The 17,145-nt window shown below is 64.9% G+C and carries 21 protein-coding genes; 6 read left to right on the plus strand and 15 right to left on the minus strand.

Going from position 1 to position 17,145, the window contains the following annotated elements:
• Positions 1-82 precede the first annotated feature (82 nt).
• Both AABA86_RS08495 and AABA86_RS08500 read left to right on the plus strand, forming a co-directional pair.
• Positions 83-919: a DUF72 domain-containing protein gene (locus AABA86_RS08495; protein WP_212251646.1), complete on the plus strand. Its 837-nt coding sequence runs from the start codon at positions 83-85 to the stop codon at positions 917-919.
• A gap of 8 nt (positions 920-927) precedes the next feature.
• Complete coding sequence (locus AABA86_RS08500; RefSeq protein WP_338306439.1) at positions 928-1,389, plus strand: DUF488 domain-containing protein; 462 nt, start codon at positions 928-930, stop codon at positions 1,387-1,389.
• 104 nt (positions 1,390-1,493) lie between these two features.
• On the opposite strand, the gene AABA86_RS08505 is transcribed toward AABA86_RS08500, so the two are convergent.
• From AABA86_RS08505 to AABA86_RS08535, 7 genes are all read right to left on the minus strand, one after another.
• Complete coding sequence (locus AABA86_RS08505; RefSeq protein WP_338306724.1) at positions 1,494-2,408, minus strand: PhzF family phenazine biosynthesis protein; 915 nt, start codon at positions 2,406-2,408, stop codon at positions 1,494-1,496.
• Positions 2,409-2,605: 197 nt separating this feature from the next.
• The gene (locus AABA86_RS08510) at positions 2,606-2,806 is read right to left on the minus strand and encodes a hypothetical protein (RefSeq protein ID WP_338306440.1); all 201 of its coding nucleotides are present in this window, start codon (positions 2,804-2,806) and stop codon (positions 2,606-2,608) included.
• 142 nt (positions 2,807-2,948) lie between these two features.
• Complete coding sequence (locus tag AABA86_RS08515) at positions 2,949-4,256, minus strand: adenylate/guanylate cyclase domain-containing protein (protein WP_338306441.1); 1,308 nt, start codon at positions 4,254-4,256, stop codon at positions 2,949-2,951.
• Between the two features lie 29 nt (positions 4,257-4,285).
• Positions 4,286-5,449: an ABC transporter permease gene (locus AABA86_RS08520; protein ID WP_338306442.1), complete on the minus strand. Its 1,164-nt coding sequence runs from the start codon at positions 5,447-5,449 to the stop codon at positions 4,286-4,288.
• Positions 5,446-6,378, minus strand: a complete 933-nt coding sequence (locus AABA86_RS08525; protein WP_338306443.1) for an ABC transporter ATP-binding protein — start codon at positions 6,376-6,378, stop codon at positions 5,446-5,448. The genes AABA86_RS08520 and AABA86_RS08525 overlap by 4 nt, the downstream gene beginning before the upstream one ends.
• On the minus strand, positions 6,375-7,292 hold the full coding sequence (locus AABA86_RS08530) for an HlyD family secretion protein (protein WP_338306444.1): 918 nt from the start codon (positions 7,290-7,292) through the stop codon (positions 6,375-6,377). Before AABA86_RS08530 ends, AABA86_RS08525 begins: the two co-directional genes overlap by 4 nt.
• A complete protein-coding gene (locus AABA86_RS08535) occupies positions 7,289-7,972 on the minus strand; it encodes a TetR/AcrR family transcriptional regulator (protein WP_338306445.1) in 684 nt (227 codons plus the stop codon). The genes AABA86_RS08530 and AABA86_RS08535 overlap by 4 nt, the downstream gene beginning before the upstream one ends.
• A gap of 108 nt (positions 7,973-8,080) precedes the next feature.
• On the opposite strand from AABA86_RS08535, the gene AABA86_RS08540 reads away from it, so the two are divergent.
• From AABA86_RS08540 to AABA86_RS08550, 3 genes are read left to right on the plus strand one after another with little or no spacing between them, the layout of a single operon-like run.
• Positions 8,081-8,416 (plus strand): ArsR/SmtB family transcription factor, encoded by a 336-nt coding sequence (locus AABA86_RS08540; RefSeq protein ID WP_028142912.1) that lies wholly within the window; start codon positions 8,081-8,083, stop codon positions 8,414-8,416.
• The gene (locus tag AABA86_RS08545) at positions 8,413-8,877 is read left to right on the plus strand and encodes an SRPBCC family protein (RefSeq protein WP_338306446.1); all 465 of its coding nucleotides are present in this window, start codon (positions 8,413-8,415) and stop codon (positions 8,875-8,877) included. Before AABA86_RS08540 ends, AABA86_RS08545 begins: the two co-directional genes overlap by 4 nt.
• Before the next feature lie 12 nt (positions 8,878-8,889).
• On the plus strand, positions 8,890-9,303 hold the full coding sequence (locus AABA86_RS08550) for a GFA family protein (RefSeq protein WP_338306447.1): 414 nt from the start codon (positions 8,890-8,892) through the stop codon (positions 9,301-9,303).
• Positions 9,304-9,307: 4 nt separating this feature from the next.
• Here AABA86_RS08550 and adhP read toward each other — a convergent pair whose 3' ends face one another.
• The 3 genes from adhP to AABA86_RS08565 all read right to left on the minus strand — a co-directional run bounded on the left by adhP (position 9,308) and on the right by AABA86_RS08565 (position 11,397).
• Positions 9,308-10,333, minus strand: coding sequence for an alcohol dehydrogenase AdhP (adhP, locus tag AABA86_RS08555; RefSeq protein WP_212251664.1), 1,026 nt, complete (start codon positions 10,331-10,333; stop codon positions 9,308-9,310).
• A 136-nt stretch (positions 10,334-10,469) separates the two neighbouring features.
• A complete protein-coding gene (locus AABA86_RS08560; protein WP_212251666.1) occupies positions 10,470-10,880 on the minus strand; it encodes a DUF2000 family protein in 411 nt (136 codons plus the stop codon).
• A 127-nt stretch (positions 10,881-11,007) separates the two neighbouring features.
• Complete coding sequence (locus AABA86_RS08565) at positions 11,008-11,397, minus strand: DUF4189 domain-containing protein (protein ID WP_212251668.1); 390 nt, start codon at positions 11,395-11,397, stop codon at positions 11,008-11,010.
• A gap of 220 nt (positions 11,398-11,617) precedes the next feature.
• On the opposite strand from AABA86_RS08565, the gene AABA86_RS08570 reads away from it, so the two are divergent.
• A complete protein-coding gene (locus AABA86_RS08570; protein ID WP_338306448.1) occupies positions 11,618-12,076 on the plus strand; it encodes an avidin/streptavidin family protein in 459 nt (152 codons plus the stop codon).
• A 114-nt stretch (positions 12,077-12,190) separates the two neighbouring features.
• On the opposite strand, the gene AABA86_RS08575 is transcribed toward AABA86_RS08570, so the two are convergent.
• The 5 genes from AABA86_RS08575 to AABA86_RS08595 all read right to left on the minus strand — a co-directional run bounded on the left by AABA86_RS08575 (position 12,191) and on the right by AABA86_RS08595 (position 17,131).
• Positions 12,191-13,795, minus strand: coding sequence for a molybdopterin-binding/glycosyltransferase family 2 protein (locus AABA86_RS08575; protein WP_338306449.1), 1,605 nt, complete (start codon positions 13,793-13,795; stop codon positions 12,191-12,193).
• Positions 13,792-14,493: an XdhC family protein gene (locus AABA86_RS08580; RefSeq protein WP_338306450.1), complete on the minus strand. Its 702-nt coding sequence runs from the start codon at positions 14,491-14,493 to the stop codon at positions 13,792-13,794. The genes AABA86_RS08575 and AABA86_RS08580 overlap by 4 nt, the downstream gene beginning before the upstream one ends.
• Positions 14,494-14,495: 2 nt before the next feature.
• Positions 14,496-14,819 carry an XdhC family protein gene (locus AABA86_RS08585; protein WP_140480375.1) on the minus strand — a complete coding sequence of 108 codons (324 nt, stop codon included), beginning with the start codon at positions 14,817-14,819 and terminating at the stop codon, positions 14,496-14,498.
• 10 nt (positions 14,820-14,829) lie between these two features.
• Positions 14,830-16,032 carry a vWA domain-containing protein gene (locus AABA86_RS08590; protein WP_338306451.1) on the minus strand — a complete coding sequence of 401 codons (1,203 nt, stop codon included), beginning with the start codon at positions 16,030-16,032 and terminating at the stop codon, positions 14,830-14,832.
• Positions 16,033-16,192: 160 nt separating this feature from the next.
• Positions 16,193-17,131, minus strand: coding sequence for an AAA family ATPase (locus AABA86_RS08595; protein ID WP_212251678.1), 939 nt, complete (start codon positions 17,129-17,131; stop codon positions 16,193-16,195).
• Positions 17,132-17,145 lie beyond the last annotated feature (14 nt).

Genomic DNA, 17,145 nt, shown 5'->3' on the forward strand with positions numbered 1-17,145 from the left:
TCCTGCCGCGACCTTAGACGGGACGCAGCAACTGGCCAATCACAACTGGTTTGATTAGGATGACGGCATCCCCTCCACGTCGATGCGAGATCCTTCCGTGGCCAAAGCAAAAACCGCGTCCAAAAAATCCGGCAACATCTTCATCGGCATCGGCGGCTGGACCTTCGAGCCCTGGCGCGGCGTATTCTATCCGGAGAAGCTGACGCAGGCGAAGGAGCTGTCCTACGCCGCCTCGAAGCTGACCTCGATCGAGATCAACGGCACTTATTACGGCTCGCAGAAGCCGGAGAGCTTTCGCAAATGGGCGAGCGAGGTGCCCGACGGCTTCGTGTTCTCGGTGAAGGGACCGCGGTTCGCCACCAACCGCCGCGTGCTGGCGGAAGCAGGCGATTCCATCAAACGGTTCTATGATTCCGGCGTGCTGGAGCTCGGCGATCATCTCGGGCCGGTGCTGTGGCAGTTCGCGCCGACGAAGAAATTCGACGGCGCCGATTTCGGCAAGTTCCTCGAACTGTTGCCGCGCAAGCTCGAGGGACGCGCGCTGCGCCATGTCGTCGAGGTCCGCCACGACAGTTTCTGCACACCGGACTTCGTGGCGCTGATCCGCGAGTTCGAGACGCCTGTGGTGTTCGCCGAGCACGGCAAATATCCCGCCATCGCCGACGTCGCCGGTGATTTCGTCTATGCCCGGCTGCAGAAGGGCAATGACGAGATCAAGACCTGCTACCCGCCCAAGCAGCTCGATGCCTGGGCCGAGCGCCTTCAGTCCTGGGCTTCGGGCGGTGAACCGGACGACCTGCCCAAAGTTGACAAGGCCAAGCCGAAGAAGGAGCCACGCGACGTGTTCGCCTACGTCATCCACGAGGGCAAGGTGCGCGCACCCGCCGGCGCCATGGAACTGATCGCAAGGGTGAGCTGAGGTGAGCCATGGCAAAGGCGAAAAAGCTGTTCACCATCGGCTATGAGCAGACGCCGCCCAAGGCGGTGCTGGATGAGCTGGTAGAGGCTGGCGTCAAGCTCGTGGTCGACGTGCGCGCGGTGACATCCTCGCGCCGGCCGGGCTTTTCCAAGAAGCAGCTTTCGGCAGGGCTCGACGAACGTGGTATCGCCTATGTCCACCTCGCCGCGCTCGGCACGCCGAAGGAAGGCCGGCTCGCCGCACGCAGCGGTCAGTACGATGTGCTGGAGAAGATCTTCTCAAAGCACCTCAAGGCGCCCGAGGCCAAAGAGGCGATGGACGAGCTCTCGGCGCTGGTGAAGAAGGCCGGCCCCGTCTGCCTGCTCTGCTACGAGAGGGATCACACGCATTGCCACCGCCAGATGATCGCGGAGATCATCGAGGAGCGCGATGGGGTTGCGGTGAAGAACTTGGCGGGACGCCAGATGTAGCCGTCGTTGGCGCCGGTTTCAGCCGTAGCCGTCGTCCTTCGAGGCTCGCACGAGCTCGCACCTCCAGCGACAATGGCTTCGCCATTGCGCGGGGATGACGGTCCCTATCCCTCCCCCGCCAGCTTGAACGTCCCCTCCATCATCTGCACGCAACTGCCGCCGACATGCGCGGAGACGATCTTGCCGTCCTGCTTGCGCACGCGGGTCAGCAGCAGGCTCGGCCGGCCCATGTCAAAGCCCTGGCCGACCGTGAGCTTGAGTTCGCCATCGCGCACGGGATCGAGATCGGCGAACAGTGCGGCCGCGGCAACCGTGGCGCTGCCGGTGGCGGGATCCTCAGCGTAGCCGCCGGCGCCGCGCATGAACATCCGCGCCTGGATCTCGCTAGGCGCCTCCGCCGCGGGCACATCGCGCGTATAGAACCACACCGAGACTGCACCGTCGCGCGGCAGGAGCCTGCCGAAGGCCGCCGCGTCGGACCTGGCCCGCTTCAGCGCATCGCGCGAACGTACTTCCGCCACCACGAAGGGCGTTCCGACGCCGACGACCTGCGGCGCATGGCGATCGGTCCTGATGTCATCGGCGCTCAGGGAGATGCAGGCCGCGACGTCCCCGGCAGAAAGCTGCGCAAGCCGTGACAACGGCTGCGGCGCGGTGAGTTCGGTGCTGACCACCCGGCCCTGCTCGCGAAAAATATCGACCGGCACGAGCCCAGCCTTCTCCTCGAATAGCAGGCGCGGCTTCGGCTCCTTGGCGAGGCTCGCCAGCACGAAGGAGGTGCCGATATTGGGGTGGCCCGCAAAGGGCATCTCCCGGACCGGGGTGAAGATACGCACCTCGGCATCGTTGGCCTTGTCACGCGGCGGCAGCACGAAGGTGGTCTCGGAATAGTTGAACTCGGTCGCGATCGTCTGCATCTGCGCCGTCGTGAGCCCGCCGGCGTCGAGCACCACGGCGAGCTGGTTGCCGCCGAAGGCGCGGTCGGTGAACACGTCGACGGTGATGTAGCGGCGCTGCATCGTCACTTCCTCAGGCAAGTCGCGGCCGCGACCGGCCGCATCGGGCGGCAGTCTATAGGCCGGCGACATCGCTCGTCATGCCCCAAAATTCGGAGCAATCGGAGCAATCGCGCATGACGTCGAAAGCTGAGGAGGTGCAGCGGTCGCGTGGCCGGGCTGGCAGACTTTCACCAGCCCGGCATCGTCTGCCGCGATCGCTAGTACGTCATCGTGTTCGGCAGGCACGGCGGCTTGGTATAGGGCGCAGAGGCATACGCGCCCTCCGCCGGAGCCCTGACGCAGTCCGCCATCGTCTCGGTTGTGCCGCGCGGTGGCGCGACGTGGCGCGCGGATGCGGCCTGGGTTTGGGTAACAGCAGCGGCGATCAAGATGGCCGTAACAAGGGTCAATCGGGTCATTGGCTTTCTCCGGATCACAAACGGAAGCCGAAATGGCTCGGCCTCCACAGTGCAGGACCCGAAACATACCAGGGATATTTCATCACGCGCCTTCAACGAACCGCGACCCGCTTCAACGAACCGCGACTCGCATGTGAAGGCGCTACCCCAATTGAAACACCGCCACCTTCCGTTCATAGCCGCGCACCTCGACCTCGCCGAGCGCAACGGCATCATCACCGTCGTTGCCCAGCGCCTCGCGCACGGTCGCGGAAATCAGGAGCTGCGAGCCGAACTCCTTGTTCAGCGCCTCCAGCCGCGAGGCGAAATTCACGGTGTCGCCGATGACGGTGTATTCCTTGCGCCGGGGCGAGCCGATATTGCCGGCGACGACCTCGCCGAAATGGATGCCGATGCCGATGCGCAGCGGCCAGCTCGTCTGCGCGTTGATGCGGTCCATCGCACTCAGCATCTCGCGGCCTGCGGCAACCGCGCGATGCGCGGCGTCGGAGGCTTCCAGCGGCGCGCCGAACAGCGCGAGAAGGCCATCGCCGAGAAACTTGTTCACGATGCCGCCGTGCCGGTCGAGAATGTCGACCAGCACGGCGAAAGCGCCGTCGAGCCGGTCGACCACCTCCTGCGGCGTGCGCGACTGCGCGCCGGCCGTGAAGCCGCGAAAATCGACGAACATCACCGCGACGCGGCGGAGATCCCCGCTCGCGCTCGTTCCCGCCGCCATCAGCCGTTCCACCACCTGGGGGGAGACGTGCTGGCCGAAGAGATTGGTCACCCGGTCGCGCGCTGTGGCCGCGGCGATGCTCGCGGCAAACTGCCTCCGCAGCTGCGCGCCGACGGCGCCGGCGAGCACGCCGCAGATCAAAATGACGACGCTGCGAACGGCGTGAAAGTAGGTCTGGGGCTCGCCGATGCTACTCGAGGAATCGTAGACCAGCGCCACGGCGAACAGCTCCACGGCCGCGACGAGGCCGGTGAAGGTCGAGAGCCAGAAATCGAGCCGCAGGGTCGAGAGGATGACGAAGATGAAGTACATCAGCGGCACGGCGAAGCCGAGCGCCTGGGTCGCGCCCATGGTGCGGATTTGAAGAATCAGGATCACGGTGGGCAGCGACGTCTCGATCAGAGTGCCGATATAGCGCCTGATCACCGGCAGGTCGCGATCGAGGCGGAGGTTCTTCCTGATCTGGGTGTGGACCCAGACTTCGAACAGGATGAAGCCGACCAGAAGGCCGTAGACCTCCAGGAGCCCTTCCGTGCCGCGCCACACCCTGTTCACCACGGCGGGGTCGATCAGATAGATCGCGGTGAGGAACAGCGTCATGACGCAGCCCGTCGTGATCAGCGCCCGCACCCGCAACAGCTCGGTGCGCAGCACTTCACGTGTCAGCTCGCGCTCGAAATCCTCCGATAGCACGGCGTGATGCCGTGTCCTCCTGCTCGCAAATCTGACCATTCCGCCCCTCGATTCCGGGGCATTCTGCCTCAATCCAGCGTGCGGCGGAAGCGCGTCACGGCGATGGTCATGGCGAGCGCCATCAGGATCGCCAGTGCCAGGGCGTCGAAATGCAGATTCTGCATGGTCGCGCCCTTCAGCATAATGGCGCGGACGATGCGAAGGTAATGCGTCAGCGGCAGGCATTCGCCGAGATATTGCGCCCAGGTGGGCATGCCCGCGAACGGAAACATGAATCCCGACAGCAGAATGCTCGGCAGGAAGAACATCATCGACATCTGCATGGCCTGGAGCTGGTTCTGCACCACCGTCGAGATCGTGTAGCCGATCGACAAATTGGTGGTGATGAACAGGGTCGAGAGCAGCGCCAGCAGGAAGAGATTGCCGAGCACAGGGACGCCGAACAGACCGACGCCGATGCCGATGATGAGGAACGCCTGCACGAAGCCGACCAGCACGTAAGGCACGATCTTGCCGAACATCACCTCGACCGGCTTGATCGGCATCGACAGCAGGCTCTCCATGGTGCCGCGCTCGACCTCGCGCGTGACCGACAGCGCGGTGAAGATCAGCATGGTCATGGTGAGGATGGTGCCGACCAGGCCCGGCACGATGTTGAGGCTGGAGCTAGCTGCCGGATTATAGCGGGCATGCGCGCGGATCTCGAACGGCATCTCCGGGGGATCGCCGATGTAGAGATCGTGCTTGAGCGCGGTCTGCACGACCATGCCGAGCGAGCCGATCGCGGCGCTCGCAGCGACCGGATCGGTGGCATCGGCCGCAACCAGCAGCGCCGGCCTGTCGCCGCGCCGCACCGCACGCTCGAAGCCGCGCGGGATCTCGACGCCGAACAGCACCTTGCCGGATTTCAGCAGATTGTCGAAATCCTCGACGTCGTGCACCTCGTAGAGGAAGCGGAAATAGGCGGTGTTCTCCAGAGCTTTCAGGATCGAGCGGGCGAGATCGGAGTCCTCCTGGAGCAGCACCGCGCTCGGCAGATGGTGCGGCGTGGTGTTGATGGCATAGCCGAACAGCATGAGCTGCATCACCGGCAGCATCACGATCATCGCGAACGACACGCGGTCGCGCCTCAGCTGGATGAACTCCTTGATCAGCATCGCATAGGAGCGCCGCAGGAAGCCGAAGCGCTCGCGGATTTCGTGCTGTGGTGCGGGATGATCGTCGGCACTCATTGGAAATTGTCCTTGGAGCGCCCCATCAGTTCGATGAACACGTCTTCCAGTGAGGGATGCGACTTCTGCCAGTGCAGGCCGCTTCGCTCGCGCCACGGCGCAATACTGGCTTCGAGCGCGGCAACGTCCCGCCCCGAAACGTGCAGCGAGGTGCCGAACGGCGCCACCATATCCACGCCGGGCTTGCCGGTGAGCTCGGCCGCGAGCTCGTTCAGGTCTTCGCCCGTCACAGTATAGGTCGAGAGCGCGGATTTCGCGATCACCTCCTCCACGGTGCCGTGCACCAGCAGATGGCCGTAGGCGATGTAAGCGATCTCGTGGCAGCGCTCGGCCTCGTCCATGTAATGGGTCGAGACCAGCACGGTCAGGCCCTCGGCGGCAAGCGCGTGGATCTCGTTCCAGAAGTCGCGCCGCGCCTTGGGATCGACGCCTGCGGTCGGCTCGTCCAGCAGCAGCAGTTTCGGACTGGGCAGCGTGCAGGCTCCCAACGCCAAACGCTGCTTCCAGCCGCCGGAGAGCTCACCCGCCAGCTGCGTCTCGCGGCCGGAGAGTCCGAGCCGCTTGATCATGTCGCGCGCTGCCCCGCGCGCGTCGGTGAGGCCATAGAGCCGCGCGACGAATTCGAGATTCTCGCGAACGGATAGGTCTTGATACAGGCTGAAGCGCTGCGTCATGTAGCCAACCTGACGCTTGATCTTTTCGGCGTCGCGCAAGATGTCGTAGCCGAGGCAGGTGCCCTTGCCGCTGTCGGGCGTGAGCAGGCCGCAGAGGATACGGATGGTCGTGGTCTTGCCCGAGCCGTTGGGCCCGAGGAAGCCGTAGATCGAGCCGCGTTTCACCTGCATCGACAGATCGTGCACGACCTCGCGGCCCCCGAACGATTTGGTCAGGCCCTTGACGTCGATCGCGATGCCGTTGCCGCCGTTCATCGCTTGTCCGCCACCGGGGTTTTTGGATTGAGATAGACGTCGATCGGCTGTCCGACCCGCAGCGCGTCGGGGCGCGACGGCCTCGCCTGGATCAGATAGACCAGCTTGTTGCGCTCTTCGAGACTGTAGATGACGGGCGGGGTGTATTCGGCCGAGGTCGCGATGAAATAGATCTTCGCGGTGAGATCGGCCGCGCAATTGTCGCAGCCGATCCGCACCGTATCGCCGATCGCAAGCTTCGGCAGCGCGGTCTCAGGCACGAAGAAGCGCAGCTTCATGTTGCCGGGCGGCATGATCGACAGCACCGGGCGCTGCGCCGCCACCATCTCGCCCTCACGGAAATAGATCTGCTGAATGGTGCCGGCAACGGGCGCAAAGCCCTTGCGCCGCGCCATCCGCGTCTCCGACGTCACCACCCGCGCTTCGGCTACGCGCAATGCGGAGACGGCCGAGTCGAGATTGGCCTGGGTGCCGGAGCCGGTCTTGTTCAGCGAGGCTGCGCGGTCATAGGTCTGTTGTGCGTTGGCCAGCGTCGCCTTGTTCTGGTTGAGATCGGCGAGCTGGAGATCGTCATCGACGGAATAGAGGGCATCGCCGACCTTGACCTCATCACCCTCGCGGACATTGAGCTTCGTCACCCGCCCCGCTTCGTCCGGGCTGACGAAGATCATGTCGGCTTCGACCCAGCCCTGGAAGCCGGGATCGCGCTTCTCCTTGCAGCCGGCGAGACCGGTTGCGAGGGCCAGAACCGCGATCGCACAGAGGCGCGGCAGATTTCGCTGTCGATCCCTCACCCTGAGGAGCTGCGAAGCAGCGTCTCGAAGGGCGAGCAGCCACAGCCGGGCCTGCATCCTTCGAGACGCGCGTTCCGCGCTCCTCAGGATGAGGTGAGAGATTTCTCGTGACGACCTCATGTCGTCCTCCGTTCGCCAAAAATCAAATCGAGATGGACGCGCAGCATGTCCTGCGCGTCGAGCGGCGCGTGCCGCGCAAACAGGCTTTGCCAGATCACCGCAATCATCGCGGGCGCGACCAGGATCTGCGGATAGCGCGCGAGGTCCTTGTCCCGGATCTCGCCGCGGGCGATGCCGAGCTCGATCAGCGTGCGCATCGCGGCGATCCCGCGCGAGACGACCTCGCGGTAGTAGAAATCGGCGACAGACGGAAAGCGCGGGCCCTCCGCCACGATCAGGCGCACCAGATCACCGCGCCTGGTGCCGATGACCTCCTTCAGGAAGTTGCCGGCAAAAGCCTCGACGAGGTCGCGCACCGAGCCCGTCGGCGGCGGCAGTGCGGTCAGCCGCGCCACGACCGGCACGATCACGACGCGCACCAGCTCCTCGAACATCGATTCCTTGTCCTTGAAGTGCAGGTAGATCGTGCCCTTGGCGACGCCGGCGCGTTTGGCAATGTCGTCGAGGCGCGTTGCGGCAAACCCGCGGGCGATGAACTCCTCCATTGCGGCGTCCACGATTGCCGCGCGCCGCTCCTGCGCGCGCGCAGCGCGGTTCGACGCCGGCACTTCACGGTGGGCTGACGCGGGCTCCGCGCTCTGTGCCGACTTGTTGGCGAGCTTGGTTGACTTCTTCATCATTGGAAAAATATGACTGACTAGTCAGTCAGAGTCAAGTTGAGGGTTGACTGAAGAAGGTAAAAACAAATTAGCATTGACTAATGAATTAGCATCGACTAATTGAATGACATGATCGAAACCGCTCCAAACCCCGTCACCACTGTGATGCGCGCCCTCGCCGACCCGACGCGCCGGGCGGTGTTCGAGCGCGTGTTCGAGAGCAAGGAGATCACCGTCGCCGAGCTGACGCGCGGCAGCGGCGTAACTCAGGGCGCCATCTCGCAGCACCTGAAGTCGTTGAAACAGGCGGGCCTCGTCGCCGAGCGCGCAGAGGGCCGCAACGTCTATTACCGCGCCGCGCCGCAGGGGCTCGAACCGCTGGTCACCTGGATGGACCATTACGGCGTGTTCTGGCGCGAGCGCTTCCAGAATTTGCGTGACCTCTTGAAGGAGATCGATCCGTGAGTGCTGTTGCTTCCAATATCGAGACCCAGGACATCGTCATCGACGAGGTCTTCCCTCACGCCGCCGCGACGATCTGGAAGGCGCTGACCAGCGCCCAGCTGATTGCGCGCTGGCTGATGCCGCCCACCGGTTTCGAGGCCGTCGAAGGCAACACCTTCACGTTCAAGACCAATCCGGCCGGTGCGTGGGATGGCACGATCCATTGCCGCGTGCTGGAGGTCGTGTCTTGCAGGCGCTTCGTCTACGCCTGGAAGGGCGGCGACGCCAGCAATACCGGCTACGGCTCGGCGCTCGACACCGTCGTCACCTGGTCCCTGACGCCGATCGAAGCGGGGACGCGCGTGCGCGTGGTGCATTCGGGCTTCGTGACGCCGACGAACGACACCGCGTATCGCAACATGAGCGACGGCTGGGTCAAGGTGGTGCAGCGGCTCGATGCCATCGCCGGCGAAGACAAGTAAGGAAGCATCACGATGGATAAGCCCTATACCGGCGGCTGCGCCTGCGGCGCGATCCGCTATTCGATTGCCGGCGAGCCCCTGTTCAGCAATCATTGTCAGTGCCGGGACTGTCAGCGGGAAAGCGGCAGTGCGCATGGCTCATACGCGACCTTCGCGCGAGCCGGCGTCACGCTAACCGGCGAGGCGAAGCATTGGGATATGGTCGCCGACAGCGGCAACGTGAAGACGCGCAGCTTCTGCACGCAGTGCGGCGTGCCTGTGTACATGACCTTCGCGGCGCAGCCCGACGTCTTCACAATCCGCGCTGCGAGCCTCGACGAGCCTGCCCGCTACAAGCCGCAGGCGGTCACTTTCGCCGCGCGCGGCCATGACTGGGATCGCCTCGATCCCAGCCTGGTAAAGTTCGAAGGCATGCCGCCCGGATGAGGCGCTAGCCGAAATCCAGCACCATGCGGCCGTCGATCTTGCCGGCCTTCATCCGCTCGAAGACGTCATTGATCTGCGCGAGCGGCACCTTCGTCACTTCGGCCTTCACCTTGCCGTCCGTGGCAAATGCGACGGCTTCGTCGAGGTCGCGCCTCGTGCCGACGATGGAGCCGCGCACCGTGATGCGCTTGAGGACGACGTCAAAGATCGGCGTCGGGAATTCGCCCGGCGGCAGGCCGACGAGGCTGACGGTGCCCTTCCGGCGCACCATCTTGAGCGCCTGGGCGAACGCGGCGGTCGAGACCGCCGTCACCAGCACGCCGTGGGCTCCGCCGCCGGTTGCCGCAAGAACCTGGTCCACCGCACCAGCAGTGAGGGCATTGACCGCGAGATCGGCGCCGGTTTCGCGCGCCAGCTCCAGCTTGTCCTCGGCGATATCGACGGCAGCGACCTTGAGCCCCATCGCTTTGGCGTACTGAATCGCGACATGGCCGAGTCCGCCGACGCCTGAGATCACCACCCACTCGCCGGGCCTGGCCTCCGTCTCCTTCAATCCCTTGTAGGTGGTGACGCCGGCGCACAGGATCGGCGCAATGGCGGCGAAATCGACCGTCGCCGGCAGCTTTGCGGCGAAGGCGGCCGAGGCGATGACATATTCTGCGAAGCCGCCGTTCACGCTGTAGCCGGTATTGTGCTGGTGCTCGCACAACGTCTCCCAGCCGGTCTCGCAATATTCGCAAGACATGCAGGCGTCGTGCAGCCAGGCGACGCCGACGGCATCGCCGACCTTGACGTTCTTCACGCCGGGTCCGAGCGCCGCGACGATGCCCGCTGCCTCGTGGCCGGGAATGAAGGGCGGCACCGGTTTCACCGGCCAGTCGCCGGAGGCTGCATGCAGATCGGTGTGACAGACGCCGCAGGCCTTCACCTTGACCAGAATCTCGCCGGGGCCGGGCTGCGGAACCGGCACGTCCTCGATCACCAGCGGCTTGCCGAATTGCTTGACGATTGCGGCTTTCATGGTCGGCATCTGTCTGCTCCTCTGCATTTTGGAGCAGAATAACGACGCCGCGCCGCGCTCCTTTGATGGGGGTCAAACAGCACAAAGTTTGCGCAAGCCGGCCCCCATCATGACACTACGATGACGCCGCGCGGACGGCGGAGTGTCAGCTATGGAACTTCAGGCCGTCGACGATCTTGTCGATCACCTTGCGCTCAGCGCGCATGGCGATGCCGACGAGATTGAGATCCGCGCGCGCCACCGCCCTCACCGCCTCGCGATTGGCGGCATCATGCGTGGTGCTGAACATGTCCTCGGTATAGACCGCCGGCTTGACGTTGCGCGCGAGCGCACGGTCCAGCGCACGCGACAACGCAGGGCCGTCGGCGCCATAGATCAGGATCGGCTGGCCGATCAACGCATGATAGTTCGTGCCCGAGGCATCTTCATAGGCTTCGCCGATGCATTCGGGAAAAGCCGCGGCGATGCCGCTGGAGAGGAAGGACGCAACGTTGAGCTTCTGCCAGGCCTGAAGATCGGCGCGGATCAGGACCGCGATCTTGGTGTCGAACTGCATCTATTCCTTCCACTGTCATTCCGGGGCGGTCCAAAGGACCGAGCCCGGAATCTCGAGATTCTCAGGTGCGCAATTGCGCACCGTAGCTCGATGCTACGCATCGCCCCGGAATGACAGCAAGAGGAAATCAACCCTTGGCGTCGCAGGCCCAGGCGCGAATCACGCATTCCTTGCCGCCGTATTTGTAGCATTCGCGCGTGGCGGCGTTGAGCGAGGCGGAGATCTTCGGCTTGACGGCATAGCCATAAGCGCCGCAGGGGTTGGCGAGATCGACCGACATCGCCGCGCAGGCGCGCTTCATCGTCACGGTCGTGCAATCGCCCTTGCACTGCTTCTGCGCCGCGGCACGTGCCTCGTGCTCGTGGCCGTAATCAAAGGCCTGGCCATAAGCGCCGCATTTGCCGACTGCAATCGCGCCGGCGGCATGGGCTTCGGTGATGTAGCGGGCGCCCGTGACGGCAACAGAAAAGACAAAGCAAAACATCGCGCAACGGCGCGCGACGACGTTCGAAGCCATGGAAAATCCCCTCCCCCCAAGGCAGGTGGAGGCGACTCTAAGCGCCGGTCGTTTCCACTTGGTGAACGAGTGGTTGAAAAGCGATGCCGGACTAGCGATGCCGACACCACACTTTCTAGTTGTATTTCTTAATCGCGTTATTTAAAGTCGTCAAGCTGCAAGCAGAGCCAGAGGAGACGACCATGCGTCCAATCAAAACAATACTGTCAGGAGCGATCGTGTGTCGGCCTGTCTGATCGGGCTTCCGCCCGCGCATGCGCAGTCGGTGAGCTGGACCTGGACCAACCAGTACGGCTCGACCCTGGCCATCACCAACTTCAACTCGAGCAACGGCGCCATCACGGGGACCTACACCAACAACGCCGCGAACAGCTGCGACGAGGGCAAGCCGCAAGTTGCGACGGGCTGGCTGTCCTATGGCAACACGGGCACCGCGATCAGCTTCTCGGTGAATTTCCTCGGCTGCGGCTCGACAACCGTCTGGACCGGACAGCTCAATAACTCATCTGGATTCCAGGGACTGTGGTATCTGTCCCTCGCCGAAGCAGTCGCGTGGAACGGCATCAGCGCGGGCGCCGATACGTTCACGTTCAGCAGCGGCGACAAGGCCCTGCTGACGAAGAGCGGCGTCGAGCTGAAGGCTGCCGGCAGCGAGAAGCTTTCGAATACCAAGAAGTAGGCGAGCCGCGAATGTGGTGCGTGGGGTGGATGAGCGAAGCGTAATGGTAGGTTACGCCCAGCGCCTGCGCTTCGCGCAGCCGCAAGGCTAAACAACCCTACGGCACCGGCGCCCTCATCCCCGCCGTGCCGCTTCCAGCGCCTGCGGCGTGTCGATGTCGAGGAAGGCGCTCTCGCCGTCGACCGGCACCTCGGCCACGGCCTCGGTGTGCTTGGCGATCAGATGGCGCGCGCCGACATCGCCGTCGAGCGTCATCAACTCCTTGAAGAAGCGGCGCGACCACAGCACGGGATTGCCGCGGCGCCCCTCGCTGACGGGCACGACGATGAGATTGCCGCGATCCGGCGCAAAGCCGTCGATGAGCCGGTCGATCAGGCCGGCATCGATCAGCGGCATGTCGCCGAGACAGACCAGGGCGCCGTCGCAGCTCTCCGGCACGGCGGCGATGCCGGCCTTGACCGAGCTTGCGATGCCGCCGGCGAAATCCGGATTGCGAACGAACTTCACCTTCAGTCCTTGCAGCGCCTGCTCGACCAGCTCGGTCTGATGGCCGGTGACAACGATCACCTCGGATGCCCTGGAGGCCAGCGCCTGCTCGGTCGCGATCCGCACCAGCTTCTTGCCGTCGAGCTCGGCGAGCAGCTTGTTCGGCCCGCCCATCCGGGTCGAACGGCCCGCCGCAAGCACGATGGCCGCGACCTGGCTGTTGCCTTCGATCTCGGGCTTGGCACGTGGCTGCGGCCGCGTGACGATCTCCATCAGGAGGCCGCCGACGCCCATACCCATCAGCTCGGAGCGCGTCACCTTGATGCCGGCGAGGAGCCGCATCAAGACCCAGTCAAACCCGTTCTCGACCGGCGAGCGCGCACAGCCCGGTGCGCCCAGCACCGGAACGTCGCCGGCCCGCGCGATCAGCAAGAGATTGCCGGGGTCCACCGGCATGCCGAAATGCTCGATCTCGCCGCCGATCCCCGTGACGGCCGCCGGAATCACGTCGCGGCGATCGGCGATCGCCGAGGCCCCGAACACGATGACGAGCTCCGCACCGAGGCCGAGCAATTCCTTGATCGCGGCTGACAGGGCAGCTTCGTCGTGCTGGACCCGCCGCTCGGCGATGATGCTGGCACCGGCCGGTGCGAGCCGCTCGGCCGTGACGCGCAGCGTCTTGTCGATCACCTTGGATGACAGGCCCGGCAGCAGCGTCGAGACCACGCCGACGCGCTGGATCACGTAAGGCGCGATTCTGAGCACGTCCTTGCCTGCGGCCTTCACCGCGGCATCGCGCAAACTGCCTTCGACGCCGAACGGGATGATCTTGACGGTGCCGACCATCTCGCCCTCGACCACCGGCTTGTAGGCGGTGAGCGTCGCAAAGGTGATGGCTTCGTCGATGTTGTTGATGCGGTCGACCGCGGCGCGGTCGATCACCAGCACACCCGGGCGCGCGGCGAACAGATTGGCGCGGCCGGTGAAGGCTCGCTCGACATGAATGCCCTCACCGCCGACGGCCAGCGCGATGCCGGCGGCCGCAACGTCCTCGGAGACATCGCCCGCCTCCATGCGCACCACGACAATGTCCTTGATGCCGGCGCGCGTGAGCTGCTCGACCTCGGCAGGCCCGATCGTCGTGCCCTTCTTCAGCACCAGCGGTCCCTGGCGCAGAGTGTGGACGGTCACGCCGCCGATTGCATCCTTAGGGCTCGCCGGGCCGAATTTCATGCCGCTTCTTCTTTTTCTTTGGGAGGCAGACGGAGCACGGCCGTGATCTCCGCCATGATCGACACTGCGATCTCGGACGGGGAGACCGCGCCGATCGCGAGGCCAATGGGCGCGTGAATGCGCGCGATGTCGCTCTCCTTGGCGCCCTGCGCCCGCAGCCGGTCGCCGCGCTTGGCGTGCGTCTTCCGCGAGCCGAGCGCGCCGATATAGAAGCAGCCGCGCTCGAAGGCGTGCAGCAGCGCGGGGTCGTCGATCTTTGGATCGTGGGTCACCGCGACGAAGGCCGTGTAGGCATCGACACTGAGCGGCGGCAGCGCGGTGTCCGGCCATTCGGCAACCAGCGGAACGTCGGGAAAACGTTCGGGGCTCGCAAACGCCGTGCGCGGATCCACGACCGTGACGTCATAGCCGAGCGAGCGCGCCAACGGCGCCAGGGCCTGGCTGATATGGACCGCACCGACGATGACGAGTTTTGCAGTCGGCGCGTAGACGTTGAGGAACAGCTTCTTGCCCCCGGCCTCGACATTGGCGCTCTTGCCCATGCGGAGTTGCTTGTCGAGTTCGGCGCGCAAGGGATCTCTTGCAAAATCCTTCGCCTTCACCAGGCGCTGCTCGCCGCTCTCGGTGTCGGTCACCAGGATCGCCGGCCGGCGCGCGGCCCGCTCGGCATTGAGTTCGTGCAGGATCTCGAGCTTCACGGCTAACCGACTTTCTCGACGAAGACGCGGATGGTGCCGCCGCAGGACAGCCCGACATTCCAGGCGGTCTCGTCGGCGACGCCGAACTCCAGCATCCTCGGCTTGCCGCTCTGGATCACGTCCATGGCCTCGGTGACCACGGCGCCCTCGACGCAGCCGCCGGAAACCGAGCCCAGGAACGTACCCTCGTCGTTGATGACGAGGCTGGAGCCCGCCGGGCGCGGCGCAGAGCCCCACGTCTCCACCACGGTGGCGAGCGCGACGCCACGGCCGGCCCTCTGCCAGTCCTCCGCCGCCTTCAGAATATCCTCGTCGCGATCGAGCATGGGGTGCCTCTCAAGCTGCGGAGCGGATCAGGCTGCGGTGATGCGGCGGCAGCGGCCGGGAGAGCGTCGTGATCAGCTCCTGGATCGAACTCAAATTATGTACCGGGCGGAATTCGTCAACGTGCGGGAGCATCATTTTGATGCCCTGGGCCTTGGCCTCGAAGCCGCCGAACCGGAGCAGCGGGTTGAGCCAGATCAGCCGCCGGCACGAGCGGTGCAGCCGGTCCATCTCGAAGGCGAGCCTGGAATCGGCCTCCCGCTCCAGCCCGTCCGAGATCAGAAGCACGATGGCGCCCTGGCTCAGCACCCGCCGCGCCCACAACTTGTTGAAGTTGTGCAGCGAGGCCGAAATCCGGGTGCCGCCGGCCCAGTCCTCGACCGAGGCCGAACAGCTCGCCAACGCCTCATCGGGATCGCGCTGGCGCAACGCGCGGGTGACGTTGGTCAGCCGGGTGCCGAACAGGAACACCGAGACGCGCTTGCGCGCATCGCCGATGGCATGGAGGAAATGCAGGAACAGGCGGGTGTATTCGCTCATCGAGCCCGAGATATCGAGCAGCGCCACGATCGGCGCCGGCTTCTCGATCCGACCGAGGCGATGGATGTCGATGATATCGCCGCCGGTACGCAAGGAGGCGCGCAGCGTGCGGCGCAAATCGAGGCGAAGCCCGCGCGGATCAGGCCGGTGCCGGCGCGTCAGGAGTTCGGCCTGCGGCAGCCGCATCCGCTCGACGGCACGCAGCGCCTCGGTGATCTCGGCGGCGCTCATCTGCGCAAAATCCTTCTTCTGAAGGATCTCCTTGTCGGACACCGACAGGCGCAGATCCTGCTCCTGATGCTGCGGCGTCTCGGTCATGCGCGGCCGCGACATCGCCTCCTGCACGCGGCGCGAGCCGGCCTGCGGCTTCTTCTTGGCCTGATCCGGCAACGGCACCGAATCCAGCATGTGCTTCCATTCCTCCGAGGCGCGGAAGAACAGGTTGAAGGCCTGCTTGAAGATCAGCGCGTGCTCATGACGCTTGACGAAGATCGCCTCCAGCGTGGTGAAGACGTCGGCGCGCTTGCCGATGTCGATCACCTGAAGTGCGCTCATGGCGTCGATGACAGCACCCGGCCCGACCGGCATGCCCGTGGAGCGCAGCGCGCGGGCAAAGCCGACGATGTTGTCGGCGAACTGCTCGGTCTGCTCGGGCGCAAGGTGGTTGATGGCCATGGTCTCGTATCCATCCCTCGTCATTCCGGGGCGCGCCACTTGGCGCGAGCCCGGAATCCATACTCCAGATCGTGGTTATGGATTCTCAGGTGCGCAATTGCGCACCATAGCTCGCGACTTCGTCGCGCCCCGGAATGACGAACTCAGTTGTAGCGCGAGATCAATTCTCGCTCGTCGCGTCCTTCAGCACCTTCTGCAAGGTATCGCCCTGCATGCGGGTGATGTCGTCCTGATACTTCAGCAGCGCGCCCAGCGTGTCGCCGACCACTTGCGGCGTCAGCGAGCGGGCGTCGAGCTCCGACAGCGCGGTGGCCCAGTCGATGGTCTCGGCGACGCCCGGCGACTTGTAGAAGTCCTGGTTGCGGAGCGCCTGCACGAAACGCACGACCTGCTGCGACAGCTTGGCGGAGATGCCGGGAACGCGCGACTTGACGATCGCGAGCTCGCGCTCGGCGGCGGGATAATCCACCCAGTGATAGAGACAGCGCCGCTTCAGCGCGTCGTGGATCTCGCGGGTACGGTTGGAGGTGATGATGACGATCGGCGGGTGTGGGGCCTTGACGGTGCCGAACTCGGGGATCGTCACCTGGAAGTCGCTGAGGATTTCGAGCAAGTATGCCTCGAACGCCTCGTCGGCGCGATCGAGCTCGTCGATCAGCAGCACCGGTGGTCCCGCAACGTCGGGCTCCAGCGCCTGGAGCAGCGGCCGCTTGATCATGTAACGGTCGGCGAAAATGTCGCTCGAGAGCTGCTCGCGGTCGGTGTCGCCGGCGGCTTCCGCCATCCGGATCGCGATCATCTGCGCGGCGCTGTTCCACTCGTAGACCGCGGAGGAGACGTCGAGGCCTTCGTAGCACTGCAGGCGGATCAGCTTCCGCCCGAGCGCAGCGGACAGGACCTTGGCGATCTCGGTCTTGCCGACGCCGGCCTCGCCTTCCAGGAACAGCGGCCGGCCCATGCGCAGCGAGAGATACGTCACCGTCGCCAGCGACCGCTCCGCGAGATAGCCGCGCGACGTCAGGAGCTCGAGCATCGCATCGACCGATGCCGGCAACCCAACTGAAGTATTGGCCCCGGAAGTATTGGCCGCTGAAGTCATGAAAAAACCAGTCT

This window comes from Bradyrhizobium sp. TM233, from assembly GCF_036247965.1.
Lineage (GTDB): Bacteria > Pseudomonadota > Alphaproteobacteria > Rhizobiales > Xanthobacteraceae > Bradyrhizobium > Bradyrhizobium ottawaense.

Excerpts from the sequence above, each read along its gene's own strand:
- AABA86_RS08535 (WP_338306445.1), bottom strand. The coding sequence starts at position 7,972 with ATGATGAAGAAGTCAACCAAGCTCGCCAACAAGTCGGCACAGAGCGCG.
- AABA86_RS08510 (WP_338306440.1), bottom strand. The coding sequence starts at position 2,806 with ATGACCCGATTGACCCTTGTTACGGCCATCTTGATCGCCGCTGCTGTT.
- AABA86_RS08495 (WP_212251646.1), top strand. The coding sequence starts at position 83 with ATGCGAGATCCTTCCGTGGCCAAAGCAAAAACCGCGTCCAAAAAATCC.
- AABA86_RS08530 (WP_338306444.1), bottom strand. The coding sequence starts at position 7,292 with ATGAGGTCGTCACGAGAAATCTCTCACCTCATCCTGAGGAGCGCGGAA.
- AABA86_RS08540 (WP_028142912.1), top strand. The coding sequence starts at position 8,081 with ATGATCGAAACCGCTCCAAACCCCGTCACCACTGTGATGCGCGCCCTC.
- AABA86_RS08550 (WP_338306447.1), top strand. The coding sequence starts at position 8,890 with ATGGATAAGCCCTATACCGGCGGCTGCGCCTGCGGCGCGATCCGCTAT.
- adhP (WP_212251664.1), bottom strand. The coding sequence starts at position 10,333 with ATGCCGACCATGAAAGCCGCAATCGTCAAGCAATTCGGCAAGCCGCTG.
- AABA86_RS08590 (WP_338306451.1), bottom strand. The coding sequence starts at position 16,032 with ATGGCCATCAACCACCTTGCGCCCGAGCAGACCGAGCAGTTCGCCGAC.
- AABA86_RS08565 (WP_212251668.1), bottom strand. The coding sequence starts at position 11,397 with ATGGCTTCGAACGTCGTCGCGCGCCGTTGCGCGATGTTTTGCTTTGTC.
- AABA86_RS08585 (WP_140480375.1), bottom strand. The coding sequence starts at position 14,819 with ATGCTCGATCGCGACGAGGATATTCTGAAGGCGGCGGAGGACTGGCAG.
- AABA86_RS08560 (WP_212251666.1), bottom strand. The coding sequence starts at position 10,880 with ATGCAGTTCGACACCAAGATCGCGGTCCTGATCCGCGCCGATCTTCAG.
- AABA86_RS08500 (WP_338306439.1), top strand. The coding sequence starts at position 928 with ATGGCAAAGGCGAAAAAGCTGTTCACCATCGGCTATGAGCAGACGCCG.
- AABA86_RS08520 (WP_338306442.1), bottom strand. The coding sequence starts at position 5,449 with ATGAGTGCCGACGATCATCCCGCACCACAGCACGAAATCCGCGAGCGC.
- AABA86_RS08575 (WP_338306449.1), bottom strand. The coding sequence starts at position 13,795 with ATGAAATTCGGCCCGGCGAGCCCTAAGGATGCAATCGGCGGCGTGACC.
- AABA86_RS08505 (WP_338306724.1), bottom strand. The coding sequence starts at position 2,408 with ATGCAGCGCCGCTACATCACCGTCGACGTGTTCACCGACCGCGCCTTC.
- AABA86_RS08595 (WP_212251678.1), bottom strand. The coding sequence starts at position 17,131 with ATGACTTCAGCGGCCAATACTTCCGGGGCCAATACTTCAGTTGGGTTG.
- AABA86_RS08515 (WP_338306441.1), bottom strand. The coding sequence starts at position 4,256 with ATGGTCAGATTTGCGAGCAGGAGGACACGGCATCACGCCGTGCTATCG.
- AABA86_RS08525 (WP_338306443.1), bottom strand. The coding sequence starts at position 6,378 with ATGAACGGCGGCAACGGCATCGCGATCGACGTCAAGGGCCTGACCAAA.